Below are 26,767 nucleotides of genomic sequence, written 5' to 3' on the forward strand. Positions count from 1 at the left end.
ATGGTGACCGACGCTGTACTGTCCGGACTCCTCCAAGCCATCCTTCCCGACCCGGCGCTGCGCGGCGTTGTCGAGCGCGCCGGCGCCCCGCTGCTCGAACTGCAAGGCGCTGTCGCCGTACGGCAGCTCGTGGCCGCCGCGCTGGCCGAAGACCCCGAGCGCGGCGGCGCGGGCCGTCCGGTGCTGGCCGTCACCGCCACCGGGCGCGAGGCCGACGAGCTGACCGCGTCGCTCAGCGCGCTGCTCGGCCCCGATCGCGTGGCCGACTTCCCGTCCTGGGAGACGCTGCCGCACGAGCGCCTTTCGCCGCGCGCGGACACGGTCGGGCGGCGGCTGGAAGTGCTGCACCGGCTGCACACCGGGGACGAGGAACTGCGCGTCGTGGTCTCCACCGTGCGCAGCCTCATCCAGCCGATGGCCCCCGGGCTCGGCTCGCTCGCGCCGATCGACCTGGTCGTCGGAGAGGAGCAGAGCTTCGAGGACCTGCTCGAACGGCTGGTCGAGCTGGCTTACACGCGCGTGGACATGGTCGAGAAGCGCGGCGAGTTCGCGGTCCGCGGCGGCATCCTCGACCTGTTCGGGCCCACCGCGCAGCATCCGGTCCGCGTCGAGTTCTGGGGCGACGAGGTCAGCGAGATCCGCGCGTTCGCGGTGGCCGACCAGCGGTCGCTGCCCGGCGAGATCCAGCGGGTCACCGCGCCGCCGTGCCGCGAGCTGCTGCTCACCCAGGGCGTCAAGGCGCGCGCGGCCGAGCTGGCCACCACGTACGAGGCCGACGCGCACCTGGCCGAAATGCTCACCAAGCTGTCCGGCGGCATCCCGGTCGAGGGCATGGAGGCGCTCATCCCGGTGCTCTGCGAGGGCGAGCTGGCGCTGCTCACCGATTCGATGCCCCAGGGCAGCCACGTGCTGCTGGCCGACCCGGAGAAGATCCGCGCCCGCGCGGCCGACCTCGTCCGCACCGGGCAGGAGTTCCTCGAAGCCTCCTGGACCACCGCCGCGGCGGGCGGGCAGGCCCCGATCGACCTCGGCGCGTCGGCGTACCGCGAGCTGTCCGAGATCGCCGCGCACGCGCAGGAGACCAAGCGCCCGTGGTGGACGCTCACCCAGCTGACCAGCGAAGACCCAGCCGTCTACCGCGTCGCCATCGAGCCCGCGCCCGCCTACCGGGGCGAGCTGGAACGCGCGATGACCGATCTGCGCGCGCACCTCGCGTCCGGCGGCACCGGCGTGCTCGTCGTCGCCGGGCAGGGCACTGCCAGCCGCGCGGTCGAGCAGTTGATGGCGGCCGAGGTCCCGGCGAAGCACGCCGAGGTGCTCGCCGAAGTGCCGCCCGCCGGAGTCGTCACGGTCACCTGCGGAGGGCTCGCGGAGGGCTTCGTCTCGCCGGAGCGCGCGCTCGTGGTGCTGTCCGAGGCCGACCTGACCGGCCGCGGCGCCACCGCTGGATCGTCCACAAAGGACTTGAACACGAAGATGCCGTCGCGCCGCCGCGGCGCGGTCGACCCGCTGGCGCTCAAAGCGGGCGACTACGTGGTGCACGACCAGCACGGCATCGGCCGGTTCGTGGAAATGGTGCAGCGCACGGTCGCCGGCGCCACTCGCGAGTACCTGCTGCTGGAGTACGCCTCGTCCAAGCGCGGACAGCCCGGCGACCGGCTGTTCGTGCCCACCGACCAGCTGGACGAGGTGTCCCGCTACGTCGGCGGCGAGCTGCCCACGCTCAACAAGCTCGGCGGCTCGGACTGGAAGAACACCAAGGCGCGCGCCAAAAAAGCGGTCAAGGAGATCGCCGCCGAGCTGGTGCAGCTCTACGCCGCCCGCCAGGCCGCGCCCGGCCACGCGTTCGGCCAGGACACACCGTGGCAGTCCGAACTGGAAGACGCCTTCCCGTTCACCGAGACCAACGACCAGCTCGCGGCCATCGACGAGGTCAAGTCGGACATGGAGCGCGGCGTCCCGATGGACCGCGTGATCTGCGGCGACGTCGGCTACGGCAAGACCGAGATCGCGGTGCGCGCGGCGTTCAAGGCGGTGCAGGACGGCAAACAGGTGGCCGTGCTCGTGCCGACCACGCTGCTCGCGCAGCAGCACCTGAACACGTTCACCGAGCGCATGCGGTCGTTCCCGGTCACCATCAAGGGCCTTTCGCGGTTCACGCACAAGGCCGAATCGGACCGGATCCTCGAACAGCTCGCCGACGGCGAGGTCGACATCGTCATCGGCACGCACCGGCTGCTGCAGACCGGCATCCGGTACAAGGACCTCGGCCTCGTGATCGTCGACGAGGAACAGCGGTTCGGCGTGGAGCACAAGGAACACATCAAGGCGCTGCGCACGCACGTCGACGTGCTCACCATGTCGGCGACGCCGATCCCGCGGACGCTGGAGATGTCGCTGGCGGGCATCCGCGAGATGTCGACCATCCTCACCCCGCCCGAAGACCGGCATCCGATCCTGACTTATGTCGGCGCCTACGACGACAAGCAGGTCGGCGCCGCGGTCCGGCGCGAGCTGCTGCGTGACGGCCAGGTGTTCTACGTGCACAACCGGGTGTCGTCGATCGAGAAGGCGGCGAAGCGGATCCGCGAGATGGTGCCGGAGGCGCGCGTCGTCACCGCGCACGGACAGATGAACGAGGACAAGCTCGAAAAGATCATCCAGGGCTTCTGGGAGAACGAGTACGACGTCCTCGTCTGCACCACGATCGTCGAGACCGGCCTGGACATCTCCAACGCCAACACGCTGATCGTGGAACGCGGCGACATGCTCGGCCTCGCTCAGCTGCACCAGCTGCGCGGCCGCGTCGGGCGTGGCCGCGAGCGCGGATACGCGTACTTCCTGTACCCGCCGGAGGCGCCGCTCACCGAAACCGCGCACGACCGGCTCGCGACCATCGCGCAGAACGCCGAACTCGGCGCGGGCATGGCGGTCGCGATGAAGGACCTGGAAATCCGCGGCGCGGGCAACATCCTCGGCGCAGAACAGTCCGGGCACATCGCGGGCGTCGGATTCGACCTGTACGTCCGGCTGGTCGGCGAAGCGGTCGAAGCGTTCCGTCGGCACGCGGGCGCGGAGCCGGCGGAGGACGAGGAACTGGCCGAAGTCCGCGTCGACCTGCCGGTGGACGCACACATCCCGCACGACTACGTCCCCGGCGAACGGCTGCGGCTGGAGGCATACCGCAAGATCGCGTCGGCCCCGGACACGGCGGCGCTGGACGCGGTCCGCGAGGAACTGGTCGACCGCTACGGCCAGCCACCCGCCCCGGTCACGCGGCTGCTCGCGGTCGCCGCGTTCCGGCACACCTGCCGGGCGGCCGGCGTCACCGAGGTCGCGGTACAGGGCAACACGATCCGGTTCGCGCCGCTGCCGTTGATGGATTCGCAGCTGGTGCGGCTGAAACGCTTGTACCCCAAGGCGTTGTACAAGGCAGTCACCAACACGGTGTCGGTGCCGAAGCCGACCGAAGGTCCGGCAGGCGGCCGGATGGGCGCGCCGGTGCTGCGGGATCAGGAACTGCTCGACTGGTGCACGAAGCTGCTGGGCCAGCTGACAAAAACCCCGGCGGCGGTATGAGCGCTGGGGCATAGCCACGCACCACCGCCGGACATCGGCAACGGCCGGGCGTGCCGCGGCATAACTGACCGGATCGGCTGTGCCACGCCATTGCGGTACGAAATCGGATGCGCGCGGAGATCACGATGGCGAAGTACTGCCGCGCCCGCTCGGTCGTGACGCGCTTTTCGTGGCCGACCGGGAGACGGTTCAGCCAGCCGAACAGACCTCGAACCCCGGCGGTTGCGCGGTGGCGAGCCGCAACGACACTTCCTCCTGCGGCGTCGGCAGCGCACCGCAGCCGGACATCGGCAACGGCCGGGGACGCCGCGGCACCCGGGCTCCCGAACCGCCGCCGCGACCCGGGTACACGAGCAGTCCGCGTTCCGGGTCCGGCACCGCGTCGAGAGCGGCGGTCACCGCAGGCAGGCTCCGGAAGCGATCTCGTTTCTCCTCCGAGGAAAACTCGATCTCCAGCGTCACGCCCCAGTGGTGGACGTGCCACGTCCACTGCTCGGCGCCGTTGGTCAGCGCGGCCTCGGTCAGCCGGTCGCCGTGAGCGCGTTGCCACGCGCTCGCCGCGAAGGCCCCGTCGAGGACTTCGATCGACAACCAAGAGTCCATATGTCGACAATAGCCCGCTGAATGCCTCGATGGTGTTGCGTTTCGAGGGCATGTGAGAGGGTAGGGCCTGTGATGCGGATCATGGGGCGCCGCCGTGCGCTGGGCGCCGTTCTCGCCGGAGCTTTCCTCCTCGCCGGATGCGGTACCGGCCCCAGTCAGGTGGGCACCGCCGCGGTCGTCGACGGTCAGGTCACCACCATCGACCAGGTCCAGGCGCTGCTCGACCGCGCCGTGCAGGAGCAGCCGTACGCCCGGCAGCTCGCCGCGCGGCACCAGCTCGACCTCGTCGGGCGCGAGATCGTCCGGCAGGCGCTGCTGCACGAGGTCGTCGTGAAGGCCGCGCAGAAGGAAGGCATTTCGGTCGACGAGGCCACCGTCACCGAAGCCATGCAACAAGATCCGCTCGCGTCGCCGGTGCCCGAGGCCGTCACGCAGGACCAGTCCGCGGCCGTCACCCAGCTCGTCTGGCGGCTGCGCGATCACCGCGAGGCCGTCACCGATCAGTATCTGCAGCAGCGGATCGCGCTGAAGTACCTGCCGACGCTCGCGGTGAACTTCGATTTCACCAGCATCGGCGCGCCGACCTCGGAGAGCCAGGCCCCGTCGATCGACCCGAAGACCGCGCGCAGCCAGGCCATCGCCAAGGCCGAGGAGTACGCGGCCAACCCGGGCGCGATCCAGTCCGACATCCGCGGCGGCGCCCAGGGCAACATGGGCCAGCAGGCCCCCGCGCTGTCCTCGCCGCAGGACGCCGCGACCGTGCTGTTCGGCGTCCCCGCGAACACCGCGATCGCGTTCCAGCCGAACCCGGCGAGCGCGCCGACCTGGTGGGTCACCGCCGTGGTGCGGAAGCGGACGACGGACTCGAAGGTCGCCACCGACCAGGTCCAGCAGCCGACCGCGGCCCAGTTGGGTGCGATCGGCGTGCGGATGCTCCAGCCGTATGTTGGCAACGTGGACTTCAAAATCAACCCGCGCTACGGCGTGTGGGACGCAGTCGGCATGAACCTCGCCCCGAGCGCGGCCGAGGTGACGGGCGTGGCCGTGCCGCTGCACGGCGGTGCCCCGGCGCAGCAGTGACCGGCACCGTAGTCTTGGTCCACGGCGCGACCCTGCCCGCGGCTGCCTTGCCCCTGCTTCGCACCAGTGCGGTGTACGCCGCGACCGACGTCGATGCTGCGCAGCTTGGCGTCCCGCCGGTAGGCCAGTCCTTCGCGGACATCGTGCTGCTCGCCGCTTCCCGCACGGAACCGACCGCCGCCGCGATGCTCGCCGCCGGCGCGCGGCTGATCGAAACGCCCGTGCCCCCGCTCGTGGAAGCAGTCGAGGTCATGGACCGCCTGCGTTCCCCGGGCGGCTGCCCCTGGGACGCCCGGCAAACGCACGAATCCCTGCGGCAGTACCTGGTCGAGGAAACGTACGAACTGCTGGAAGCCATCGAGGACAACGACCGCGCGGCCTTGCGCGAGGAACTGGGCGATGTCCTGCTGCAGGTCCTGTTCCACGCCCGCGTAGCCGCCGAACACGGCCGCGCGCCCTTCACCATCGACGACGTCGCGGGCGATCTGGTGGACAAACTGGTCAGCCGCCACCCCAACGTCTTCGCCGACGCGGCCCGTATCGCCACGGCCGAGCACCAAGAGCTGAAGTGGGAAGAGCTGAAGCAGGCCGAGAAGCAGCGTAAGTCCATTGTGGACGGTGTTGCTCTTGGTCAGCCCGCCGTAGCCCTTGCCGGGAAATTGGGCCAGCGCAGCGGCCGGGCCGGAATCCCGCTGGACCTGTTCCCGCAGGACACCTCGGCCCCCGCCCAGCTGTTCCGGACCGCGGCGACCGCGCGTCGAGGCGGATTGGACCCGGAGGGTGAACTGCGGGCGGTGGCGAAGCAGTTCGCCCGCGACATCCGGGCGGCGGAGACAGCGGCGCGGAAAGCCGGGGTGGAACCGGCGACGTTGGAGGCTGAGGGCTGGCGGAAGTTCTGGCCTTCGGCTTGAGCTGCTTGGGTTTCTGTCGCGCGCTGGGTTGACGGCTGCCTGAAGTTCTGGCGTGCTGCTTGCCTTCTCGGCCGACGTCGAGTCCGCGCTCCGCGTGCTACTGCGCTTTGCGCTAGTCGATTTGCGGAGCGCCATGCACTCGCACTCACCGTCGTTCCTGGCGATGGCGGGCGCTTCTCGCACGTTTCGCTTCGCCCGGCATTCTCATCGCCCGCGCCGGTACTTAGCGTTCTCTCGACCCGTTCACGCTCGCCACTCCGGCCGACCTTTCGTCCGATGGGTTTCGCGCCCGTGTCTCAGCTGTGCCGTCTCGCGCGCCGTGCAGCCATCTCATCCGATTGACGGGCGGGCCCCACTCCCGCTGTCTCTCAAGCGCGATTGCCCCTGCTGTCGGCTCTCGTGTGTTCGCGCTGCACCGAGGCTCTGCGCTTGGCCCTTCGCTCATTGCCGGTGCTCTGCTTGGCCTCCGCACTGGCCGCCCCAACTGCTCGACGCTTTCCGCAGCGCGTTCCCTGTCCCGTGCCTCAGCCACGCGGCTTTACTACCTGCCTCGCGCACCCCATCGTCCTCACTCGATGGACGGAGCCCCCACCAATCCACCCGCACAGCGCGCGTCCCCCGGGCACGATTGCTCCGATGCCCGAACCACCCCTAGTTCGCAGATGTGACCCACGTCACTCATTTCTGAGAACCGAAAGCGCGGAGGCGGCGTCTTGCCGGGTGTGAGACACAAGCCACCCAGGGAGCCGGACGAGGAGCACCTCCTCCGGCGCACCGCCCGCGGTGACCGTGCGGCGTTCGAAGAGCTCTACCGCCGCACGTCGCCGTGGCTCGCGGTTCGCCTGCGGCACCGCTGTTCCGACGACCAGATCGTCTTGGAGGTGATGCAGGAGACCTACCTCGCCGTGTGGCGCGCCGCGGGTTCGTTCGCGGGCGTCGTCGCCGGCGGCTCTGCCGTGGGCTGGGTGTGGACGATCGCGGTGCGGCGGCTCATCGACGCCTACCGGCGGCGCGCGCACCACGCGCATCCGCCTCCCGCGGCGCAGGAGGCGCTGTCCGCGCCGGCGGCCGAGGAGGAGGCGCTGGCCGGCACGGTCGGCGATTCGGTGGGCGACGCCTTGCGCAGCCTCGCGCCGGAGTTGCGCGAGGTCCTGCAAGCCATGGTGCTCGACGGATTGTCGGTCCGGGAGACCGCGATCCTGCTGGACCTGCCGGAGGGCACGGTCAAAACCCGGGCCCGCCGCGCCCGGATCGCGATGCGGGAGGCGTTGTCGTGAAACCAGGACTGGCCGGAGGAGGTCAAGCCATGAACCACGTATCCGACCGGATGCTCGCCGGTTACGTCGCCGGTGGCGCACTGCCGGGGGACGAGGCATGGGCGATCGAAGGGCACCTGGAGAAGTGCGCGCACTGCCGGGCGCGGCTCGCCGGCGCGTCCACCGCCGAGGTAGCGGGTCTCCTCGACACTGTCTGGGCCGGGCTGGAGCCGGATCTGGCGCACGCACCGCAGCCGATGCCGCGCCGGGTCGCGAGATCGCTGCATTGCTGGGCGACCCCGGTGATGGTGCCGTGGCTGCTGATGGTCCTTGTCGTCGGCGCGCTGTCGGTCTACCTCGACCGGTCACTGCACGACAGGCTGTCGTTCGTGCAACTGCTTTCCCCTGTGCTGCCGGTCTTCGGAGTGGCGGCGGCGTGGTCGCGCGGGCTGGATCCGTCGTACGAACTCACCGCGGCCACCCCGCGGGCCGGGCTGGAGCTGATCCTGCGGCGGACCACCGCGGTCGTGGTGCCGGTGCTCGGGGGGCTGTTCCTCGCCGGATGGCTGGTCGGCGCGCGCATGGGGCTCGGACTGCTGCCGAGCCTCGCGTTCACCACGGGGACCCTCGCGCTCGGCACGTTCATCGGCGTCGCCTGGGCGGCGTCGATCCTGATCGGCCTGTGGCTCGGCGCGCTGGTGGTGCCGAGCGTCGCGTTCGGGGGCTCGGCACTGCTGGAGGTCGCCGCCTGGCCGGGCTGGCTGGCGGCCGCCGCCGTCGCGGCCGTGTTCGTAGTGCTTCGCCGGAACACCTTCACGCAGCTTGCTGCGCATCACTGACGGAAACGAGAGGGGACACCGATGCGGGCTGTGGAAGCCGCCGAGGTCGCTCCGGCGACCTACGCCTGGGAAATCCAAGCCCAGGCGCTCAAAGTACGGGTCGGCCGCAAGAAAATGGCGGTCGACGGCCTCGACCTGGCGCTCGGCACGGGGGTGCACGGGCTGCTCGGGCCGAACGGCGCGGGCAAGACCACCTTGATCCGCACGCTGGCCACGGTGCTGCGGCCGACGGAAGGCGAGCTGACGCTGCTCGGAGAGCCGATCGGGGGGCACTTCGAGCAGCGCGGCCTGCGCCGGCGGATCGGATACCTGCCGCAGACCTTCGGGTACTACAAGCGGTTCACTGTCCGCGAGTTCGTCGAGTACCTGGCGTGGCTCAAGGAAATGCCCAAGCGTGAGGTGCCGGGCGCGGTGCAGCGCGCGATCGAGCGGGTCGGTCTCGCCGAGCGCGCCGAAGACAAAATGAAGACCCTGTCCGGCGGCATGGTCCGCCGCGTCGGCATCGCGCAGGCGATCGTGAACGACCCGGTGCTCCTGCTGCTCGACGAACCCACCGCCGGGCTCGATCCGGCGCAGCGCTTGCGTTTCCGGGAACTGCTGCAGGAAATCGGCCGGGACGCGTGCGTCGTCGTGTCCACGCATCTGGTCGAAGACGTCGCGGCGGCGTGCTCGGACGTCGTCCTGTTCGCCGACGGGAAGCTGGTTTTCCAGGGCACGCCAGCAGATCTGGCCGGGGCGGGCAGCGAGGCGGACGTCGGCGACAGCCCGATCGAGCGCGGCTATTCGGCCCTGCTCGGCCACGCACAGGGGAAGGGGGCCTGGTGATGAGCGTGTTCCGGATCGAACTCCGGCGCACCATCGCTCCCTGGGTGCCGGTCGCGATGCTGGCGGTGAGTCTTAGTCTGCTCCTGTTCTCGCGTGGACCGTGGAGCTCCAATTCCGCGGCCTGGAACGCGACGTGGCTGACCGCGGTGCGGTGGCCGCGCTACCTGCTGGTGCTGATGTGGCCGATCATCGTCGGAGCCGCGGCGATCCAGGGCATGCGGGACGCCCGCGCCGGGGTCGGCGAACTGTTCGGCTCCACGCCCCGGCCCGCGGGGCAGCGAGCCGCCACGCTCGGTCTCGCCCTCGGGCTCAGCGCGGTGGCGGGCTATCTGGTGCTCGTCGCCGCCGGGGTCGGGCAGGTGATCGCGAAAGACGGGCTGTTCACCACGTCGTGGGTGATGCAACTGGTGCTCGGCGTGCTGTCCGTGGTGGCCGGCGTGGCGCTGGGGCTCGGCCTCGGACGTCTCCTGCCGTATCCGATCACCGCTCCGGTGCTCGCCGTGCTCGCGCTGGCAGGCGGGCTCTTCGCGCAGGTGTCGGGCATGAACGGAGCGGGACCGAACGCGATGGTGCTGCTGGGGATCGGGCAAGTGCAGCCGCACGGTCCGTTCGACCTGCCGAGCCCCGCGGTGGAACTCGGGCAGCTGAGCTGGCTGCTCGGGCTCACCGTCGCGGGAATCCTGTTGCTGCTGGCCGGTTCGGCGCGCACCAAGGTGCTCGCGCTGCTCCCGGTGGCGGCCGGGCTGGCGGTGGCGTTGCCGCTCTTCCCCGCCTGGTCGACGGACAACTACGTTCCGGACAAGACGGCATCCGCCCTCGTCTGCGACGGCCCGGTGTGCGTCACGCGCTTGCACGAGGATTGGCTGTCCACTGTGGCCGGTCCGGGCAAGGAAGCCTTGCGGTATCTGGAGAAACTGCCGAACCATCCGACCCGGATCGAGGAGTCGGCGGAGTCGTTCTGGAACACCAAGGTCGGCCCGCGAGATCCGTCCCGGCTGCTGATGCAGAAGGACTCCTATGCGCTGTGGCACGAAAGCGGCCCGAGTCTCACCATGGTGCTGCTGAGCGGCGCTGGGACATTGCCCTGCCACGCCGCGTCCTACGGCGGCGAGCAGAACGACCGGGAGGACGCTGCGCGCTGGGTGATGGCGCAGTGGCTGGTCGGCTCGTACGCGCCGCCGTCTTCGCAGCGGCAGCCTCCGCTGAAGCCCGCGACGGACTCAGCGTGGGCGGCCTTGAAAGCGGTGCCGGAGGCGGAGCAGACCGCCCGGATCGGCGCGGCTCGGCAGGTGGAGCTGACCTGCACCGGCGACCCGTTGAAGATTCTCACCGACGGTGCGCGCTAATGCGGTGGACAGCGCTGTACGTGCGTTCGCGCCACCTCGCGGTGGCACTGGTGGCGGTGTTGCTCTGCGCCGCCGTTCTCCCGCTGCTGCTGGGCGACAGTTGGTCGAACTTCTTCGCGACCGTCAGCCTCGGCGCCGCGGTCGCGGTGGCGGGCGTGGGCCTCAGCGGGCAAGACCTCGACCTGGACCGCACGGCCTCCTTCCGCTGGCCGCCCCGACGGCTAGTGCACCTCCTGCTGATCGGTGCGGTGGCCGGAGGAGTAATGCTTGCGGCACAAGGCTTTGTCGACCACCCGATGGAATCCGGTTGGATCGTCCGCAACGCGGCCGGGCTCCTCGGCCTCACCGGGCTGGCGGCCACGCTGTTCGGCGGTCAGTTCGGCTGGACGCTGCCGTTGGTCTGGGCGATGACAGCGGTGTTTGTTCCGAGAACCGCCGGACCGGCCCACGACATCGTGGCCTGGCCGATGGCGGCAGCAGATTCCGCCGCGGCGTGGTGGACGGCCGGGCTGCTGTTCGTGGCGGGCACAGCGGCGTACACGGTGGCGGGTGCTCGTCGTTGAGAGCCAGTGGATTGGTGAAGCCAGGCGCAGCCCCGCCCCTCCCCCGGGCAGGGGCGGGACTGCGGACTGGCGTGCCTTCAGACGTTCCGGTTGTTCGGCTTCACCTCGAGCGGCTCGCGGTCGGGGTCGTCGATGCCCATGCTGATGATGCGCTGCGGGTAGATGCGGATGACCGCGCCGTCGAGGTGGCCGTCCGGTGCGAAAGCGTCCGGCACGGCTTCCGCGCGGCCCCGGATCTCCAAGCAGCGGATGCGCATGGGCTTCGTCGAGGGCTGATCGTCGATCACGATGGCGACCTGGCCGTTGGCCTCGACGTTGCGGTACTTCCTGCTGTTGGTCAGGTTGTACCCGGACACATCGATGGTCCGCGTCTCCGGATTCCAGGAGAACGCGACCGGGCTGACCTGCAGGGTTCCGTTCGGCTGCTGCGTGGCGACCCGGGCGAGCGGCTGGTCGGCCAGGTAGCTGAGTTCTGCGTCGGTGAACATGCACCTACCGTGCAAGTTCAAGCTTGCTTGAAGTCAAGCGCACGCGGGGGATCACGTGCTCGGCGAACCGCCGCATCTCCGCTTCGAAGGGCTGAAATTGCAGCATAAACGTCTCGATTCCCAGGTCAGCCCACTCGCGGATCCGCTGCGCGACGGTGTCGTAACTGCCGACCAGACCGGCCGCGGTGCCGCCGTTCGTGCCTATGTGCGGGTACTTCGCGAACGTCTGAAACATCACCGCCTTCGGATCGGCGTCCGCGACAAGCGCCTCCCAGCGCGCCTTGCCCGCCTCGGCCAGTTCCCACAACGCCGCCAGTTCCGCTTCCGCCTCGGCGTCGGTTTCGCGAGCGACCACGAACGCGGACAGCCCGAATCGGACTGGCGGGCCGACGCGCGGGCGGGCGGCGACGTCCTCGATCAGCCGGGCGACGTTCTCCCGCGGCTGCCCGTTGATGAACCACACGTCGGCCTTGTCCGCCACCAATGCTCGCGCCGGGTCCGACTCGCCGCCGACATACACCGTCGGCGACGAGCCAGCGGGCCGCAGCTGGTACCCGTCGACGTGAAAATGCTTGCCCTCGAACGAAACCCGCTCGCCGGCCAGCAGTCCGCGCACGACGCTGATCCACTCGCGGCCGTACTCGTACCGTTCGTCGTGCTCGGCGAACGGGATGCCAGCTCGTGCCAACTCCGGTTTGAACCATGCGTTGACCAGGTTCAGCCCGAACCGGCCGCCGCTGATCTCCTGGATCTGCAGCGCCTGCTTGGCCAGCACCACCGGGTGCACGAGATACGGCTTGATCGCCGCGATGATCTCGATCCGCTCGGTGAGGGCGGCCAGCGCCGCCGCGGACGTCCACGTCTCCAGCTGATCCAGTTCGTCGCCGAACGGGTTCACCACGTGCTGCGCGATGAGCGTCGAATCGAAACCGAGCCGGTCGGCCTCGACGATCAGCCGCCGGTTGCGTTCCCAGCTTGCGTCCACCGGATCGGCCGGATGATCGAACGGGCCCCACGACCCGTAGACGACCGCCCACACCCCGAACCGCGGCTGTGCCACAGCGACCACGACCGAACTCCTCACCTCGCGCGGATGAACGCGGTCACCGTCGCTTGCCCGGAAGGCACCGGCAACCGGTCCCACGCAGTGGCGGGGCGGCGAGGTTTGTACTGGTCAGGCGAAGAGTCCGTCGCCCCAGTTGCTGGTGGGAGCGAGGCCCGGCGGGATCGCGAAGTGCGCGGAACCGGTGTGCTGCAGGTACTCCATCATCGCGTCCTTGGACGACAGCACCTGCTGCATCGGGACGTACTGCGTGCGGGTATCCCGGTTGAACGCCAGGAAGAACAGCCCAGCCTCGAGGTGTCCGACGCCGTCGGAGCCGTCGACGAAGTTGTAGCCGCGGCGCAGGATCTGCACGCCCTTGCGGGTCTGGCGCGAGGCCAGCCGGACATGCGCGTCCTCGGCGATCAGCGGGGTCCCGCCCGCGCCGCCGACCTGCAGGTCGACCTGGTCGAACTCGCCGGTCTGCCCGAGCGGCGCACCGGTTCCCTTGGAGCGCCCGACGATCTGCTCCTGTCCGGCGAGCGTTTCGCGGTCCCAGGTTTCGATGTGCATCCGGATCCGGCGCGCGACCAGGTAGGTGCCGCCCGCCATCCAGGCCTGTCCGTCGCCGGCCTGCGCCCACACCTGGTCGCGGAGCACGTCGGTGTCCTCGGCCTTGACGTTGTTGGTGCCGTCCTTGAAGCCGAACAGGTTGCGCGGCGTCTGCTGCGAGCGCGACGTCGAGGAACTGCGGCCGAACCCGAGCTGCGACCAGCGCACCTCGGTGACGCCGAAGCCCAGCCGCACCAGGTTGCGCACCGCGTGCACCGCGACCTGCGGATCGTTGGCGCAGGCCTGGATGCACAGGTCGCCGCCGCTGCGGGCCGGGTCGAGCTTGTCCTTCGGGAACGCCGGCAGGTCGATCAGCTGCGGCGGGCGTTTCGCGGCGAGGCCGAACCGGTCGTCGAAGAGCGAGGGGCCGAAACCGATCGTCAGCGTCAGATCGGAGGCGGGCAGATCGAGCGCCTCGCCGGTGTCGTCCGGCGGGGCCTGCGCGGACCCGGCGAGCGCGCCGTTCGGGCCGACCTCCTGGCCCGCCGTCATCCGCCGTGCCGCGGCAGTCCAGGTGCGCAGCAGTTCGCGGAGCTTCTTGGGGTCCTTGGTGGTCACGTCGAGCGCGGCGAAATGCAGGTTCGGCTGCGCCGGGGTGACGATGCCCGCCTGGTGCTCGCCGTGGAATTCGACTTTGGACGTCGCGGCCGCGGCAGGGGTGTCGCCGCCGAGCCGGTCGAAGCCGACGCCGGCCGCGGCGCCCGCGCCGGCCAGCGCGACCCCCGCGCCGGCCAGCCCGAACAGCTTCCGGCGGGAAACCTGGGTTCCCTCCTCTGTCACTTCGCCACGACCTCCGCGACCTTGCTGAGCGGCTCGCTCAGCGCGTCGACTGCCGAGGCGAACGCCTTGATCTGGTCCTGGGAGAGCTCGTTGTAGTACTTGAAACCGTCGCCGGAGCGGGTCTTGTCCAGCAGTCCCTGCACGTTCGCGAATTCCTTGTCCAAAGTGGACACCAGGGTCGCGTCGCGCTCCTGCAGGATCGGCCGCAGCGCCGCGATCGCGCCCTTGGAACCGTCGAGGTTCGCCTGGAAGTCCCAGAGGTCGGTGTGCGAGAAGGTCTCCTCCTCGCCGGTGATCTTCTTGGTCGCGACCTCGTCGAGCAGGCCCTTCGCGCCGTTGGCCAGGTCCAGCACGCTCAGCTGCAGCGTCTTGGTCTTGGCGACGAGTGCCTTGACGTCGGTCAGCAGCTTGTCCGCGATCTGCGGGCTGTCCGGCTTCAGACCGGTGGTCCACAGGTCCTTCTCCAGCCGGTGGAAGCCGGTGAACTGCTGGCCTGGCTCGACGTCGGCCTCGCGGGCGTCGATCGACGGGTCGAGGTCGCCGAACTTCTCCGCGACCGGCTCGATCCGCTCGTAGAACACGCGAGTGCGCGCGTACTCGGCCTTCGCTTCGTCAGCCTTGTTGGCCTTCACCGCGGCGACGAACTTCGCGGTTTCGGTCTCCAGCGCCGAGCTGTTGTTCTCGACGTAGGTCGCGTAGCTCTTGGTGGCAGCGGTCTTCTGCGCGCTGGCGTTGCTCTGGCCCTGCGCGCCGCCGGTGACGGTGAAGTCGCCGCGGATGCCGTTGCCCGCCATGCCCGGCTTGCAGGCGGTCTGGTACTTGCCCGCGTCCGGGACCTCGACGATGAGCCGCCGGTTCAGCCCCGGCGCGATGTTCTCGACCTCGCCCATGATCCGGTCGCCCTCGGCGTACAGGTAGAACTCGGTGACCTTGCTGCCCTTGTTGGCGATCTCGAAGGTCAGGTTGCCCGCGGCCGCGGTCGTCGCCGACACCGAGCAGGCGGTGTCGGACGCCTCGACCTTGATCGGCCCGCCCGCGGCCGCGCCGGAAGGACCGGACGCGGAGTTCGTGCTGTCGCAGGCGGTCAGCGCGACGAGCGCGCCGAGGCCGGTGAGCACAGCCGTCGAGGTTTTGCGGAACTGGGACACGGTCACTCCTTGGCGGCGGCCGGGGCGGCCGGAGCCGCCTCGGTCTTGGTCTTGCGGGCGGGCTTGAGGAACAGCGGCAGCACGATCGCCACGTAGACGACCCACGCGATCGCTTGCAGCACAGTGGTTTGCTGCGAATAGTTGAAGATCCCCTTGAGCAGCGCGCCGTACCACGAGGTTTCCGGCAGCGTGCTCGACGCGTCGAAGGCGAGCGTGGTCAGGCCGGGAATGAACCCGGCTTCCTGCAGGTCGTGCAGGCCGTAGCCGAGGACGCCGGCGGCGACGAACACCAGCAGCACGCCGGTGATCGTGAAGAACTTCGCCAGGTTGAACCGCACCGCGCCGCGGTAGAGCAGGTAAGCGAGCACGATCGCGGCGGCGATCCCGATCACGAACCCGACCAGCGGCTGCAGGGTGTCGGACTGCGCGGTCTGCACGGCCGAGTAGAAGAAGACGGCGGTTTCGAGCCCCTCGCGGCCCACCGCGAGGAACGACAGCAGCAACACCGCCGCCGGACCGACCTTAAGCGCGTCTTCCATCTTGCCGCGCAATTCCGCCGCGATGTGCCGGGAAGCCTTGCGCATCCAGAAGATCATCGCGGTGACGAAGACGACCGCGACGATGGAAAGAGAACCGCCGAGCAGTTCCTGATGCTCGAAACTCAGCTGCGCGGTGCTGTAGGTGAGGATCGCGCCGACGCCGACCGACAGCAGCACGGCCGCGCCGACCCCGGGCCACACGAACCGCAGCGCCTGCCGTCGATCGGTTTTGACCAGGAAGGCGACCAGGATGCTCACCACAAGCGCGGCTTCGAGGCCTTCGCGCAGCCCGATGAGCGCGCTCGAAAACACCACTGTTCAGTCCTCCTTCGACTACCTGACCTGATGTTTTTAGGTAAGGCTTGCCTGTAAGTCCAGAGGGAGTTTCGCTGAACGGGTCCGGCAAAACGCGCAAAACGACGTTCCGCGGGGAGTTAGGTTAGGGTAACCGCAGGTCAGAGCGTCGCCGAGAAGTCACGTAACGAATTGTGTGACCTGGGCGGCTCAGGCGTCGAGTTAACCATCCGCTTGCCATTCGCCCAGTCCAGCGTCCCTCACCCGGGTTCATCAGTAACCTGTCCGGGTGGCCGATACCACTCAGCCGACCATCGCCCCGTCTCCGGCGGGCCCGCCGCGCCGCTACCCGGGCCGAATCGCCTTCGCGCTGGGCCTGGTGCTGACCGGGGTCGTGCTGGTGGCGACCATCGGAATCCGGAACCCGAACCCGCCCGCCCCTCCCGCCGCGGCCGCACCGCCGCCGGTCTCGGCGAAAGCGGAACCCCGCCCGCAACCCGGCACCGAAGCCCCGCGCGTCGGCCTGGCCGCCCCGCCGGACCGCCCACTGGTGTCCGATCAAGCGGAGTTGGACGCCTGGGCGACCCGAGTCGCCGCAAAAACCCGGCTGGACGCGCGAGTGCTCGCCGCGTACGGACGCGCGGAAATGTGGATGCAGCGGCAAAAACCGTCGTGCCACCTGTCGTGGGCGACGCTCGCGGCGATCGGGAACCTGGCCTTCGGCACGGAAAAACCCGGCCCCGACGGCACCATGAAGGTCGACCCCGGCCGAGCGGAAGCCCCGGACACCGACGAAGGAAAACTCGACGGCGACCGCACCGCCGACCACCGCGTCGGCCCGCTGCGGATCATGCCCGCCGCCTGGCACAAACACGCCCAACGAGCAAACGGCGACGGCAAACCCGCCGACCCCCGCAACCTCGACGACGCGGCCTTCACCGCCGCCCGCGACCTCTGCTCCGGCGACGACGACCTGGGCACTCCGGCAGGCTGGTGGAAAGCGATGCTGCTCTACAACCCGGCCGTGAACTACGCGCAAGACGTCTTCACCGCAGCGGATTCGTATGCGGCGCAGAGTGTGGCGCCGTGAGCGGGCTTGGCCGGGTTGGCCTGCGGCCGGTGGACGAGCCGGGCTGAACCAGGTTGGCCAGCGGCCGGTCGGCGAGTCGGCCTGACCTGGTCGGCCGGATTGGCCAGCGACTGGTGGACGAATCGGACTGACCTGGTTGGCCGAGATGGCCAGCGGTTGGTGGAGGAGTTGGCCTGGCCTGGTCGGCTGGGTTGGCCGGCGACTGGTGGACGAATCGGACTGACCTGGTTGGCCGAGATGGCCAGCGGTTGGTGGAGGAGTTGGCCTGACTTGGTCGGCTGGGTTGGCCAGTGGCCGGTCGGCGAGTCGGCCTCACCCGCTTGGCTGGTGGCCTGAGCTGGTGGGTTAGCGACGGCGGCTTGGCTCGATGTTCGACTGCGGCCGATTTTTGCTGCGATGCTTGGCTTTTTGGCGATGGGCAGTCAGCAATGTCGCAGTGCGGCTAGCCGGTGCGGCGCGCGGAGCACAGCCGGCGCGGCGGCTTAGGCCGATTCGGCTCCGTGCAACGCAATGTTGTTCTGCCGGTGACCGCTGGTGCGGTGGCATGGTTCGTGAGCGGGCGCGTGGCGGCTTAGGCCGGTTCGGCTTGTGGTTGATCGGTGTCGCTGATCAGCGCGCCGTGGTGGTTCGGCTGGTGGCCCGCCAGTGCGGTGGCGTGGTTTGTCACTGCGCGCGCGGTGGCTCGGGCCGCTTCGGCTGTGGCTGATCGGTGTCGCTGATCGACGTGGCGCGCCGTGGCGATCCGGCCGGTGGCCCGCTGGTGCGTGGGGCGGTCCGTGAGCGGGCGAGCGATGACTTGCGCCGGTTCGGCTCGCGGCTGTTCCGCGTGGCGGACGATCAGGTTCGGCCAGTCGCCGACTCGGTTGCCCGATCTGCTTCTGGCCGAGGGGGCGACTGCCGTGGCACCCAGCCTGACCAGCTGAGATGCTCTGACTTGATGCGGTCGGCTGCGCCCCGATCCGGCCAGGCCAGCAGTCCGCAGCCAGCCAGCCAGCCAGTCAGTGGGTCGTCAGCGCGGCGCTCACTCGCACCGGCTTCTGCGTCACGCCCTCGGCGCGCACCGGCTGCTTGCGCGGCCGCACCGGGTGGCGTTCGTTCAATTCGACGAGCGTCGGCGCCAGCGCCATCAGCACCAGCACGATCAGCCCGGCGGTCGCTCCGATCACGGTCAGCGCGGTCATGTCGGCCTCCTCTAATCGCTCTCTGTGATGACACCAAGGATCGCTCTTCGCCCGGTCTGCCCGGATCGGCCGACCGGCCGAGCCGCGTCGCCGGATGGCCAGGCTTCCCCGCTGCCCTGTTCACTTCAGAAGACGCGCCGGGACCGTGCTGGATCCGGCGGTTGCACGGGAGTGCCTCCGCGGGTGCACGTTCGGGTCACGCGGGCTCAGCGGTCGCTCAGCGTGATCCTCGCCCTGACCTCGCTGATCGCTTCGAGATACTCCGGCACCGGGTTCATCGCCGACGCCATCCGCAGTTGTGCGAGCGCCTCGGCCAAACGGCCGAGGCGCTGGAGGGTGCGGCCGAGCACGAACCGGGCGTAGTGGTCGGTGGGGTCGAGTTCCAGCACGCGGGTGAAGGCGCGTTCGGCGCGGCGCAGCTGGGCGGAGTGGAAGTACGCGCGGCCGGCGAGCAGTTGCACGCTCGGCTTGTCCTGCTCGTCGGCGAGCAGGGGTTCGAGCTCTTTGAGCGCGTCGAGCGGGCGTCGCCGGGCGACCAGATGCTCGGCGTTGCGGAACCTGCGGAAGCGCGATTCGCCGTCGGGTTCGGGGGCTGCTGCGGCGTCCGTCATGGTCGCTTCACGATACCGGCGCGGAGGGCGTTGCACGACCGTCAGACGAGTCGTGATGGACTGTTCCGCCATGAGCAGCGATCAGGAACCCGGCTATGTGGGACTGGCGCCGTACCTCTACTACAGCGATGCGACCGCCGCGCTCGCCTGGCTGACCAGGGTGTTCGGCTTCACCGAGGAAGTCCGCTTCGAGGACGGGGCCGGCGAGGTCTTCCAGGCGACGCTCCTCGCGGGCGACGCGCGTCTCCAGTTGGCCGGGGTCGGTCCCGAATACTGGGAGGCCAAGGGGGTCGAGGGGCCGGTCGGGCAGTTGAACGTCGTGTACGTGACCGACGTCGACGCGCAGCACGAGCGCGTGTCCGCGGCGCTCGGCGAGGACGCGGCCCCGGAGCCTCCGCAGGACCAGCCTTACGGCGCGCGGATCTTCACCGTGGCCGACCCCGGCGGCAACAGCTGGACGTTCTGGCAGCAGGTGACCGATCAGGTCGAGCTGCCGTCGGGGTGGCGTGAGGTCCGGCCGGAGGACCAGGCGGCCGGCGAGACCGGCGAAGTGCCCGGCTGAGCTGGAGAACACGCAGCGGAACGGCCCCGCACCGGCCTGGCCTCCAACGGGTGAACCCGCTGGGCGGTTACTCTGGGCGGCGTCACCGCAGGCACGACCCACCAAGGAGCAGAGCGTGGCTCTCATCGAGCAGGTAGGCGCGCGCGAGATTCTCGATTCGCGCGGGAACCCGACCGTCGAGGTGGAGGTGGCGCTCGACGACGGCACCCTGGCCCGGGCTGCGGTCCCGTCGGGGGCGTCGACCGGCGAGCACGAAGCGGTCGAGCTGCGCGACGGGGACACCGGCCGCTACAACGGCAAGGGCGTGGAGCGCGCGGTCGCCGCGGTGCTCGACGAGATCGGGCCGGACCTGGTCGGCGTCGAGGCGGTCGACCAGCGGATCGTCGACCAGAAGCTGGTGGACCTCGACGGCACGCCGGCGAAGTCGCGGCTGGGCGCGAACGCGATCCTCGGCGTTTCGCTGGCCGTCGCGAAGGCCGCCGCGGAATCGGCCGAGCTGGAGCTTTTCCGCTACCTGGGCGGGCCGAACGCGCACGTGCTGCCGGTGCCGATGCTGAACATCCTCAACGGCGGCGCGCACGCCGACACGGACGTCGACATCCAGGAATTCATGATCGCGCCGATCGGCGCGGAGTCGTTCCGCGAGGCGCTGCGCTGGGGCACCGAGGTGTACCACGCGCTGAAGTCCGTGCTGAAGGGCCGCGGCCTGGCCACCGGCCTCGGCGACGAGGGCGGTTTCGCGCCGAGCCTCGCCAACAACCGCGAGGCGCTCGACCTGATCCTCGCCGCGATCGAGAAGGCGGGCTACGCGCCGGGCCGGGACGTCGCGCTCGCGCTGGACGTCGCCGCGACCGAGTTCTACTCCGACGGCGCCTACACCTTCGAGGGCTCGAAGCGCAGCGCCGAGCAGATGTCCGCGTACTACGGCGAACTGCTGCGCGACTACCCGCTGGTCTCCATCGAGGACCCGCTGAGCGAGGACGACTGGGACGGCTGGGTCCAGCTGACCTCCGAGATCGGCGACAAGGTCCAGCTCGTCGGCGACGACCTGTTCGTCACCAACCCGGACCGGCTCGAGGAGGGCATCACCCGCCGCGCGGCGAACGCGCTGCTGGTGAAGGTCAACCAGATCGGCACCCTGTCGGAGACGCTGGACGCGGTGTCGCTGGCCACGTCGTACGGCTACAAGTCGATGATGAGCCACCGGTCCGGCGAGACCGAGGACACCTTCATCGCCGACCTCGCGGTCGCCACCGGCGTCGGCCAGATCAAGACCGGAGCCCCGGCGCGCGGCGAGCGGATCGCGAAGTACAACCAGCTCCTGCGCATCGAAGAAACCCTCGCGGACGCCGCGCGCTACGCCGGCGACCTCGCCTTCCCGCGGTTCAGCGCGGAGGCCTGAGGGGCACATGGCCGACCGGGGGAGGGCGCGCGGCCGCCGCGGCGGCCGGGCCGAGGGAAGCGGGTCCAGCAGGGCCCGCCGTCCCGCTTCGGCCCGGCGCCGCACCGGCGCGGGCACGACGGAGACGACCAGGGCCCGGCTTCGTCGCGGCCTGGCGGCGAAACGCGCCTCCGGTGCGGCCAAGGTGCTCGGCATGTCGACCACCCGGCGCGCCGCCGTGGTGGCGATCGTGGTGTGCGCGCTAGCGTTCACCGTCGCGGTCCCGTTGCGCACCTACCTTTCCCAGCGTTCCGAGGTCCGCGACCAGGAAGCGCAGCTCGCTCAGCTCCAGCACGAGGTCGCCCAGCTGCGCGACCGCAAAGCCCAGCTGAGCGACCCGGCCCAGATCGAGGCGGAAGCCCGCCGCCGGCTCCGGTACGTGAAGCCTGGCGAGACCCCGTGGATGGTCCAGTTGCCGGAGGACCAGCCTGGTTCGCCGACGGCTGCTCAGCCTGGGCAGCAGCCTGCTCCGCAGGCGCCTTGGTACGAGAACCTTTGGGCGCAGGTTTCCGGGGGTTGAGGTTCCTGGCTGACGGGTCGCTCGCTGGGTGGTCGGGCGGGCGAGGTTCCGGGTTGGGCAGGGCGGCTGGTCAGGCGGGATCTCTGCTGGACGCGGTTGATGGCTGGGTGAGGTTGTCGGCTGGGTGCGGTTGATGGCTGGGCGGGGCTGCTGGTCAGGCCGGATCTCTGCCGGGTGCGGTTGATGGCCGGGCAAGGTCGTCGGCTGGGTGCGGTTGACGGCCGGGCGAGGTTCCTGGTCGGGTAGGGGCTGCCCGGTGCTGTTGCTGGCTGAGCGGGTGCCTGATCCGGCGGGATTGCCGACTGGGTGCTGTTGCGGCGGCGAGTGCCGGTTCTTGCGCGCGGAGCGTGCGATTCTTGGCGGTTGGGCCTTAGGCGTCTCCTCGAGGTCGTGAGTTTCGGTGGTTCTCGGCTGGGCGGCTGAGGCTGCGCGGTTCTCGGATTCTGTTTCACATGGCGCAGTCGTCCTTTCTTTCCGGCGTCTTGATTTCGTGGCGGAGCTTCGGCTGCCATCTACGTTAACCACATCGCAAGGGCCTCGGCGGCGACCGCGGCGAGTTGTCCACACGGTGTGCGGGTTGTGGACAACTCGGCCGTTTCGGCGGAGGTCGCGAGGGGTCGGACGGACGGCGGCATTAGCCTGGAGAGCGTGAACAGCAGCACGGAGACACCCCGATTCGAGCCCGTCACCGATGCCGACCGGGAGGTCATCGCGCAGCAGCTCGGACGGCCGCCGCGGGCGTTGCGGGCGGTGGCCGCGCGGTGCCCAAGCGGGCATCCTTCGGTGGTCCAGACCAGTCCGAGGTTGGAGAACGGAACGCCATTCCCGACGTTGTATTACCTGACCTGCCCGCGGCTGTCGTCGATGGTGGGCACGCTGGAGGCGTCCGGCGTGATGAAAGAGATGACCGAACGGCTCACCACCGATCCCGAACTCGCGGCGACTTACCAGCGCACGCACGAGACGTACCTCGCCGAGCGGGACGCCATCGAGTCCCTCGGGACCCAGGTCACCGCGGGCGGGATGCCCGGGCGGGTGAAATGCCTGCACGTCCACCTCGCGCACACACTCGCGGCCGGCCCGGGCGTGAACCCGTTCGGCGACGAGACCCTCGCTTGGGTCCGCGAGCAGGGCTGGCCGACGGGCGACTGCGCCGGGTAACGCTCCGGTCTCGGGTGCGGATAGGCACAGCAGAGGCCGGTGTCCGCCTGGGTGGGAATGCTTCGCGGCGCGCATCGGAGCAGGACACCGAGCAGGCGAGCCCGGGTGCACCGCCGGGCGCGCTGGGGAGGGGCGGAAAGTGCGGGTGCCACGCAGATCTCGGCGGTCGGTGCGCGCTGAAGCGTCTCCTGGCGCGGACGGCCGGGTCGAGCCGGTGGTGGACGGTGCGGGTGACCGGGGTGCTGGCGGTGAGGTGGGTGCTGGCGATGAAGTAGCTGGCGACGCGGTCGGTGAGTTCAGTGCGGGCCGGTCGGCGGTCGGGGATTTCGGTGCGGAGCGTGGGGCGGTCGGGGAGTCCGGCGCGGGCCACGAGGCGGTCGGTGAGTCCGGGGCCGGTGGTCGCGCGGTCGGTGGCGGGGTTGTGGACGGGATCGCTGCTGATAGCGGGACCGCTGCTGGCGGCGATGCAGCTGGCGGCGACGAGATCGGCGAGATCGGCGAGGGTGGCACCGAAACCGTCAGCGAGACAGCCGACGGAGATCACGCCGACGATCACGCAACTGATGCTCAAGTAGCGGGCGAAGACGCCGAAACCACCACTGGTCCAGCCGGAACCGCGAGAGCCGCCATGTTGGTTGGGCCGCCGCTGGAGAAGGTGCGGTGGGTGGGGCGGGCGAGGGTTCGGGCGCGGCGGGGGCGTTATCGGGCTCGGCGGGTGGCTTCGCGGCATCGGACGGCCGTCGCGGTGCTCGCGGGGGTTCTCGGGGTGCTTCCGGCGGCCGTCGGCGCGGGGGTGGTCGCCGGGTGGGCCGGGCGGATGCCGGTGGTGCATACGGCGGACGTTATGCCTGATCAGGGGTATGACCCGGGGATTCGCGGCGTCGCGGTCGACGGGCGGTTGCCTGATGCGCCCGCGCCGATTCCCCTTCCGGGATACGACCTTCCGGACGGGCCGCTCGGGATTCCGGCTACCGCGCTGGTCGCGTATCGGCATGCGGCGGAGGTCTTGGGGAAAGAGCAGCCGGGGTGTCATATCGACTGGGCGCTCATCGCGAGCATCGGGCGGATCGAGTCGAACCACGCGCGCGGCGGGTACGTCGACGCGGCCGGGACGACGCTTCAGCCGATTCTCGGGCCTCAGCTCAACGGGACTGGGCCGTACGCGGCGATTCCGGACACTGATCACGGAGTGCTCGACCAAGACCCGGTTTGGGATCGGGCGGTCGGGCCGTTCCAATTCATTCCGGCGACTTGGCGGATCTACGCAGCCGACGGCAACGGTGACGGCAAGGCCGATCCCAGCAATCTCTTCGACGCTTCGCTCGCGGCGGCGCGTTACCTCTGCTCCGGCGGGCTCGACTTGGCCAATCCGGACCAGTTGCGCACTGCGATCTATCGCTACAACAACTCCGACGCCTACGTCACCACGGTCATCCTCTGGGCGGAGGCTTACCGGAAGGGCGTCGCGCAGGTGCCGGACAGTCCGGTTCCGGTCGGGGCGGCGTCTGGGCCGACGACCTCCAGTGTCGCGCCGACGGCGAATCCGGCGAATGGGCCGCGGCCGCCGCAACCCGGGTCGTCGTTGCCGCCGGTCTTTACTGGGGCTCCGTCCGTGACGCCTACCGGGACCTCGCTGCCGGGCAGTCCGTCCGGGTCGCCTTCGGGCAGTCCGGCTGAAACGTCGACCAGTTCGACGTGCGGATCCGCCACCAGCACCACGACTACGACCACTACGACACCGACGGAGACCTGCACCTCGTCGAGCAGCAGTCAGGCGAGCAGCGGGGTGTCGGCTGCTGGCTGACCAGCGAAACCAGCGAAACCGCCAACGTGATCTCCTCCGGTAACCTCGATTACACCATTACCGCAGGAGCGCCGATGAGTCTTCGTCAGTTCGAGTACGCCTTGGCGGTCGCCGAGGCGGGGTCGGTGACTGCTGCGGCCGAGCTGCTCCACGTCGCCCAGCCGTCCGTGTCGCAGCAGATTCGGGGGCTCGAGCGGGAACTCGGCGTGCAGCTCTTCTCCCGCACGCCCACGGGGCTGGTGCCGACCGTCGTGGGGCGGGCGTTTCTCAAGGACGCCGAGGTCGCCGTTAGGGCGGCGCGGCGGGCACAGGCGACGGCGCGGGCGGGCGCGGACGAGCTGGCCGGCGAGTTGCTCGTCGCGGCGCAGATGGGGTTGGGGACTCGGCAGCTGCCGGGCGCGTTGGCTGCGTTGCGAAGGCGGTTTCCCCGGTTGGCGGTGACCGTCTTCGAGGAGCCGAATCCGGCGGAGCTGGAGCAGTTGGCTCGGCGTGGGGTGCTGGATCTCGCGTTGCTCGGGTCGGCGTGTGATGAAGGGTTGTACGAGGGGCATCACCTTGGCGACGAGGAGTTCGTGGTCGTCCTCGGCACGGGGCATCGGTTGCTCAAGAAGGACCGAATCGCGTTGCGGGAGCTGGAAGAAGAGCACTGGATCCGGTTCGATCCGGACAGCGCGCTCGACGGTCACCTAACAGAAGTGTTGCGCGACAACGGGTTGGAGCCGACCGCGGTTGCCCGGGTGTCTCAGACCTCGACGGCCGTGCGGTGGGCCGCGCACGGGCTGGGCGTGACGCTTGTTCCGGCGTCGGCGGTGCCGGAGGGGCATGAGCACCTCGTGCGGCCGGTGTTTCCGGTCGTGGCCCAGCCCGTCGTCGCGGCGGTGCGGCCCGGGGCTGGGCCCGCGGAGATGGCGTTGCTCGAGTTTCTGCGGCAGGAGAGTTGGTACCAGTCCGAGGCTCCGGCCGCCTGAAGCGTCAGAGTTGCGTGTCGCCTCCGTCTACGACCAGTTCGATGCCGGTGGTGAAGGTGGCGTCGAAGGCCAGGAAGGCGACGGCACGGGCGATCTCCATCGGGGTGCCCAGCCGTTTCATAGGGTTGGCCGCGGCTCGGGCGGCCTTGAATTGCGCGGCCTCCTCGGCCGACATTCCGGCTTCCAGGATCTCGGTGTCGATGGGGCCGGGGCTGATCGCGTTCACCCGGATGCCGCGCGGGAGCAGTTCGGCGGCGAGCGTGCGGGCCATCGACCGGAGCGCGGCCTTGCCCGCGGAGTAGACGCTGGTTTCGGCAAGGCCCATGACGTTCGCGGTCGAGGTGGTCAGGACGACGCCCGCGCCGGAGCGCAGCAGGGGCGCGAGCTTCTGCACGGCGAAGTACGCGCCCTTGACGTTCACCGCGAACTGCTCGTCGAACTGCTCCTCGGTGACCGACTCGAACGGTGCCGTCCGGGCGATCCCGGCGTTGACGAACAGGGCGTCGACCGGGCCGGGGACCTGGGCGGCCAGCGTGTCCAGGTCGGAGAGCGACGCCACATCGCCGCGGACGGCTGTCGCGCGGTCACCGAGTTGGGCCAAAGCGGCGTCGAGGCGAGACTGCGAACGGCCGGTGATGATTACGCGAGCGCCGCCGTCGGCGAACAATTTCGCGGTGGCGAAACCCATTCCGGTGCTGCCGCCGGTGACGACGACAGTTTTGTCCTGATAAGCATTCATCGCGGGTATTCGCCTCCATCGACGGCCAGACCGCTTCCGGTGAGCCAGTTCGCTTGGTCGGACAACAGGAAGAGCACGGCGTTGGCGATGTCGTCGGGGTCGCCGTCCCGGCCCAGCGGGACGTCGGGGAGAGCGAAGCCGGGCATCAGAGTCGCCCACTGCTCCCGCGTCGCCAGGCCGCCGGGGGTGGCGGTCCGGCCGGGGGACACGGTGTTGACGCGGACGCCGGCGGGCGCCAGTTCGGCGGCCAGGCCTTGGCTGTAGGCCTCCAGAGCCGTTTTCGCCGCGACGTAGTGCAGGAAGGGCGGGAACGGCGGGCGGATCGCGGCGGTGGAGATGTGCACGATCGAGCCCGATCGGCGCTCCCGCATGCCGGGGGCCAGCAGCGCGTCCAGGCGGACCGCGGCCAGGAGGTTCACCGACAGCGCGTCCTGCCATTCGTCGTCGGGGATCTCCAGCGCGCTGGGGTGCGGGCGCGCGCCGCCCGCGTTGTGGACCAGCAGGTCGACGCCGCCGAGTACCTCTTGCGCGGCGGAGGCGATCGTCTGGGCCCCGGCTTGTGTGCGGACGTCGGCCTCGACGAAGGACGCGCCTTCCGGCACCGGGCCGGCCGAGCGGGCGGTGGTGAGCACCGTCGCGCCCGCGGCCAGCAATTGCGCCACGATCGCCGCGCCGATTCCGCGGGAACCGCCGGTGACCACCGCGCGTTTTCCCGCTATCCCGTAATCGGGCATGCCAATAGACCTCTCGATAAAAGAAGAAGAAAACCGCCGCGAAACGAAATG

Annotated in this window: 25 protein-coding genes; 15 read left to right on the top strand and 10 right to left on the bottom strand. The window is 70.0% G+C overall.

The window, feature by feature from the left end:
- Positions 1–3,579, top strand: coding sequence for a transcription-repair coupling factor (gene mfd, locus ACFXI3_RS13875; protein WP_378399767.1), 3,579 nt, complete (start codon positions 1–3; stop codon positions 3,577–3,579).
- Positions 3,580–3,768: 189 nt separating this feature from the next.
- On the opposite strand, the gene ACFXI3_RS13880 is transcribed toward mfd, so the two are convergent.
- Positions 3,769–4,182: a hypothetical protein gene (locus ACFXI3_RS13880; protein ID WP_344280248.1), complete on the bottom strand. Its 414-nt coding sequence runs from the start codon at positions 4,180–4,182 to the stop codon at positions 3,769–3,771.
- Positions 4,183–4,263: 81 nt separating this feature from the next.
- Between ACFXI3_RS13880 and ACFXI3_RS13885 the strand changes: the two genes are divergently transcribed.
- The 7 genes from ACFXI3_RS13885 to ACFXI3_RS13915 all read left to right on the top strand — a co-directional run bounded on the left by ACFXI3_RS13885 (position 4,264) and on the right by ACFXI3_RS13915 (position 11,002).
- The gene (locus tag ACFXI3_RS13885) at positions 4,264–5,262 is read left to right on the top strand and encodes a hypothetical protein (RefSeq protein ID WP_344280244.1); all 999 of its coding nucleotides are present in this window, start codon (positions 4,264–4,266) and stop codon (positions 5,260–5,262) included.
- A complete protein-coding gene (locus ACFXI3_RS13890; RefSeq protein WP_344280241.1) occupies positions 5,259–6,173 on the top strand; it encodes a MazG family protein in 915 nt (304 codons plus the stop codon). The genes ACFXI3_RS13885 and ACFXI3_RS13890 overlap by 4 nt, the downstream gene beginning before the upstream one ends.
- A gap of 722 nt (positions 6,174–6,895) precedes the next feature.
- Positions 6,896–7,450, top strand: coding sequence for an RNA polymerase sigma factor (locus tag ACFXI3_RS13895; protein ID WP_378399768.1), 555 nt, complete (start codon positions 6,896–6,898; stop codon positions 7,448–7,450).
- Positions 7,451–7,479: 29 nt separating this feature from the next.
- Entirely contained in the window at positions 7,480–8,268 is a 789-nt protein-coding gene (locus ACFXI3_RS13900; protein WP_378399769.1) for a zf-HC2 domain-containing protein, read from the top strand.
- 21 nt (positions 8,269–8,289) lie between these two features.
- Entirely contained in the window at positions 8,290–9,093 is an 804-nt protein-coding gene (locus ACFXI3_RS13905) for an ABC transporter ATP-binding protein (RefSeq protein WP_378399770.1), read from the top strand.
- Positions 9,093–10,439, top strand: a complete 1,347-nt coding sequence (locus tag ACFXI3_RS13910; protein WP_378399771.1) for a hypothetical protein — start codon at positions 9,093–9,095, stop codon at positions 10,437–10,439. Before ACFXI3_RS13905 ends, ACFXI3_RS13910 begins: the two co-directional genes overlap by 1 nt.
- On the top strand, positions 10,439–11,002 hold the full coding sequence (locus ACFXI3_RS13915) for a hypothetical protein (protein ID WP_378399772.1): 564 nt from the start codon (positions 10,439–10,441) through the stop codon (positions 11,000–11,002). The genes ACFXI3_RS13910 and ACFXI3_RS13915 overlap by 1 nt, the downstream gene beginning before the upstream one ends.
- A gap of 77 nt (positions 11,003–11,079) precedes the next feature.
- Here the strand turns inward: ACFXI3_RS13915 and ACFXI3_RS13920 are convergent, their stop codons facing one another.
- From ACFXI3_RS13920 to efeU, 5 genes are all read right to left on the bottom strand, one after another.
- Positions 11,080–11,490, bottom strand: a complete 411-nt coding sequence (locus ACFXI3_RS13920; protein ID WP_344280223.1) for a PPOX class F420-dependent oxidoreductase — start codon at positions 11,488–11,490, stop codon at positions 11,080–11,082.
- A gap of 4 nt (positions 11,491–11,494) precedes the next feature.
- Positions 11,495–12,559: an LLM class flavin-dependent oxidoreductase gene (locus tag ACFXI3_RS13925; protein ID WP_378399773.1), complete on the bottom strand. Its 1,065-nt coding sequence runs from the start codon at positions 12,557–12,559 to the stop codon at positions 11,495–11,497.
- A 105-nt stretch (positions 12,560–12,664) separates the two neighbouring features.
- Positions 12,665–13,924 carry an iron uptake transporter deferrochelatase/peroxidase subunit gene (efeB, locus tag ACFXI3_RS13930; protein ID WP_378399774.1) on the bottom strand — a complete coding sequence of 420 codons (1,260 nt, stop codon included), beginning with the start codon at positions 13,922–13,924 and terminating at the stop codon, positions 12,665–12,667.
- Positions 13,921–15,072 carry an iron uptake system protein EfeO gene (gene efeO / locus ACFXI3_RS13935; protein WP_378399775.1) on the bottom strand — a complete coding sequence of 384 codons (1,152 nt, stop codon included), beginning with the start codon at positions 15,070–15,072 and terminating at the stop codon, positions 13,921–13,923. The genes efeB and efeO overlap by 4 nt, the downstream gene beginning before the upstream one ends.
- A 2-nt stretch (positions 15,073–15,074) precedes the next feature.
- Positions 15,075–15,926, bottom strand: a complete 852-nt coding sequence (efeU, locus tag ACFXI3_RS13940; protein ID WP_378399776.1) for an iron uptake transporter permease EfeU — start codon at positions 15,924–15,926, stop codon at positions 15,075–15,077.
- Between the two features lie 268 nt (positions 15,927–16,194).
- Here efeU and ACFXI3_RS13945 point away from each other — a divergent pair, with 268 nt between their 5' ends.
- Positions 16,195–16,995, top strand: coding sequence for a murein transglycosylase (locus ACFXI3_RS13945; protein ID WP_378399777.1), 801 nt, complete (start codon positions 16,195–16,197; stop codon positions 16,993–16,995).
- Positions 16,996–17,993: 998 nt separating this feature from the next.
- Here the strand turns inward: ACFXI3_RS13945 and ACFXI3_RS13950 are convergent.
- A complete protein-coding gene (locus ACFXI3_RS13950; protein WP_378399778.1) occupies positions 17,994–18,176 on the bottom strand; it encodes a hypothetical protein in 183 nt (60 codons plus the stop codon).
- A gap of 206 nt (positions 18,177–18,382) precedes the next feature.
- Complete coding sequence (locus tag ACFXI3_RS13955; protein WP_067575623.1) at positions 18,383–18,787, bottom strand: tetratricopeptide repeat protein; 405 nt, start codon at positions 18,785–18,787, stop codon at positions 18,383–18,385.
- 70 nt (positions 18,788–18,857) lie between these two features.
- Between ACFXI3_RS13955 and ACFXI3_RS13960 the strand changes: the two genes are divergently transcribed.
- From ACFXI3_RS13960 to ACFXI3_RS13985, 6 genes are all read left to right on the top strand, one after another.
- Positions 18,858–19,349, top strand: coding sequence for a VOC family protein (locus ACFXI3_RS13960; RefSeq protein WP_344280200.1), 492 nt, complete (start codon positions 18,858–18,860; stop codon positions 19,347–19,349).
- Between the two features lie 115 nt (positions 19,350–19,464).
- Entirely contained in the window at positions 19,465–20,751 is a 1,287-nt protein-coding gene (eno, locus tag ACFXI3_RS13965; protein ID WP_344280197.1) for a phosphopyruvate hydratase, read from the top strand.
- A gap of 193 nt (positions 20,752–20,944) precedes the next feature.
- Positions 20,945–21,310: a septum formation initiator family protein gene (locus ACFXI3_RS13970; RefSeq protein ID WP_078870811.1), complete on the top strand. Its 366-nt coding sequence runs from the start codon at positions 20,945–20,947 to the stop codon at positions 21,308–21,310.
- Positions 21,311–21,949: 639 nt separating this feature from the next.
- Positions 21,950–22,471 carry a DUF501 domain-containing protein gene (locus ACFXI3_RS13975; RefSeq protein ID WP_344281221.1) on the top strand — a complete coding sequence of 174 codons (522 nt, stop codon included), beginning with the start codon at positions 21,950–21,952 and terminating at the stop codon, positions 22,469–22,471.
- 253 nt (positions 22,472–22,724) lie between these two features.
- Positions 22,725–24,275 carry a lytic transglycosylase domain-containing protein gene (locus tag ACFXI3_RS13980; RefSeq protein WP_378399779.1) on the top strand — a complete coding sequence of 517 codons (1,551 nt, stop codon included), beginning with the start codon at positions 22,725–22,727 and terminating at the stop codon, positions 24,273–24,275.
- On the top strand, positions 24,167–25,243 hold the full coding sequence (locus tag ACFXI3_RS13985; protein ID WP_378399780.1) for a LysR family transcriptional regulator: 1,077 nt from the start codon (positions 24,167–24,169) through the stop codon (positions 25,241–25,243). Before ACFXI3_RS13980 ends, ACFXI3_RS13985 begins: the two co-directional genes overlap by 109 nt.
- 4 nt (positions 25,244–25,247) lie before the next feature.
- On the opposite strand, the gene ACFXI3_RS13990 is transcribed toward ACFXI3_RS13985, so the two are convergent.
- Positions 25,248–25,982 (bottom strand): SDR family oxidoreductase, encoded by a 735-nt coding sequence (locus tag ACFXI3_RS13990; RefSeq protein ID WP_378399781.1) that lies wholly within the window; start codon positions 25,980–25,982, stop codon positions 25,248–25,250.
- Positions 25,979–26,716 carry an oxidoreductase gene (locus ACFXI3_RS13995; RefSeq protein ID WP_378399782.1) on the bottom strand — a complete coding sequence of 246 codons (738 nt, stop codon included), beginning with the start codon at positions 26,714–26,716 and terminating at the stop codon, positions 25,979–25,981. The genes ACFXI3_RS13990 and ACFXI3_RS13995 overlap by 4 nt, the downstream gene beginning before the upstream one ends.
- Positions 26,717–26,767 lie beyond the last annotated feature (51 nt).

Origin of the sequence: Amycolatopsis sp. NPDC059235 (genome assembly GCF_042754125.1) — a bacterium.
GTDB lineage: Bacteria > Actinomycetota > Actinomycetes > Mycobacteriales > Pseudonocardiaceae > Amycolatopsis > Amycolatopsis albidoflava.

Coding starts and splice junctions, on each gene's coding strand:
- ACFXI3_RS13960 (WP_344280200.1), top strand. CDS start 18,858: ATGAGCAGCGATCAGGAACCCGGCTATGTGGGACTGGCGCCGTACCTC.
- ACFXI3_RS13905 (WP_378399770.1), top strand. CDS start 8,290: ATGCGGGCTGTGGAAGCCGCCGAGGTCGCTCCGGCGACCTACGCCTGG.
- ACFXI3_RS13950 (WP_378399778.1), bottom strand. CDS start 18,176: ATGACCGCGCTGACCGTGATCGGAGCGACCGCCGGGCTGATCGTGCTG.
- ACFXI3_RS13995 (WP_378399782.1), bottom strand. CDS start 26,716: ATGCCCGATTACGGGATAGCGGGAAAACGCGCGGTGGTCACCGGCGGT.
- ACFXI3_RS13880 (WP_344280248.1), bottom strand. CDS start 4,182: ATGGACTCTTGGTTGTCGATCGAAGTCCTCGACGGGGCCTTCGCGGCG.
- ACFXI3_RS13910 (WP_378399771.1), top strand. CDS start 9,093: ATGAGCGTGTTCCGGATCGAACTCCGGCGCACCATCGCTCCCTGGGTG.
- ACFXI3_RS13990 (WP_378399781.1), bottom strand. CDS start 25,982: ATGAATGCTTATCAGGACAAAACTGTCGTCGTCACCGGCGGCAGCACC.
- ACFXI3_RS13955 (WP_067575623.1), bottom strand. CDS start 18,787: ATGACGGACGCCGCAGCAGCCCCCGAACCCGACGGCGAATCGCGCTTC.
- ACFXI3_RS13970 (WP_078870811.1), top strand. CDS start 20,945: ATGTCGACCACCCGGCGCGCCGCCGTGGTGGCGATCGTGGTGTGCGCG.
- ACFXI3_RS13915 (WP_378399772.1), top strand. CDS start 10,439: ATGCGGTGGACAGCGCTGTACGTGCGTTCGCGCCACCTCGCGGTGGCA.
- ACFXI3_RS13920 (WP_344280223.1), bottom strand. CDS start 11,490: ATGTTCACCGACGCAGAACTCAGCTACCTGGCCGACCAGCCGCTCGCC.
- ACFXI3_RS13885 (WP_344280244.1), top strand. CDS start 4,264: ATGGGGCGCCGCCGTGCGCTGGGCGCCGTTCTCGCCGGAGCTTTCCTC.
- mfd (WP_378399767.1), top strand. CDS start 1: ATGGTGACCGACGCTGTACTGTCCGGACTCCTCCAAGCCATCCTTCCC.
- ACFXI3_RS13900 (WP_378399769.1), top strand. CDS start 7,480: ATGAACCACGTATCCGACCGGATGCTCGCCGGTTACGTCGCCGGTGGC.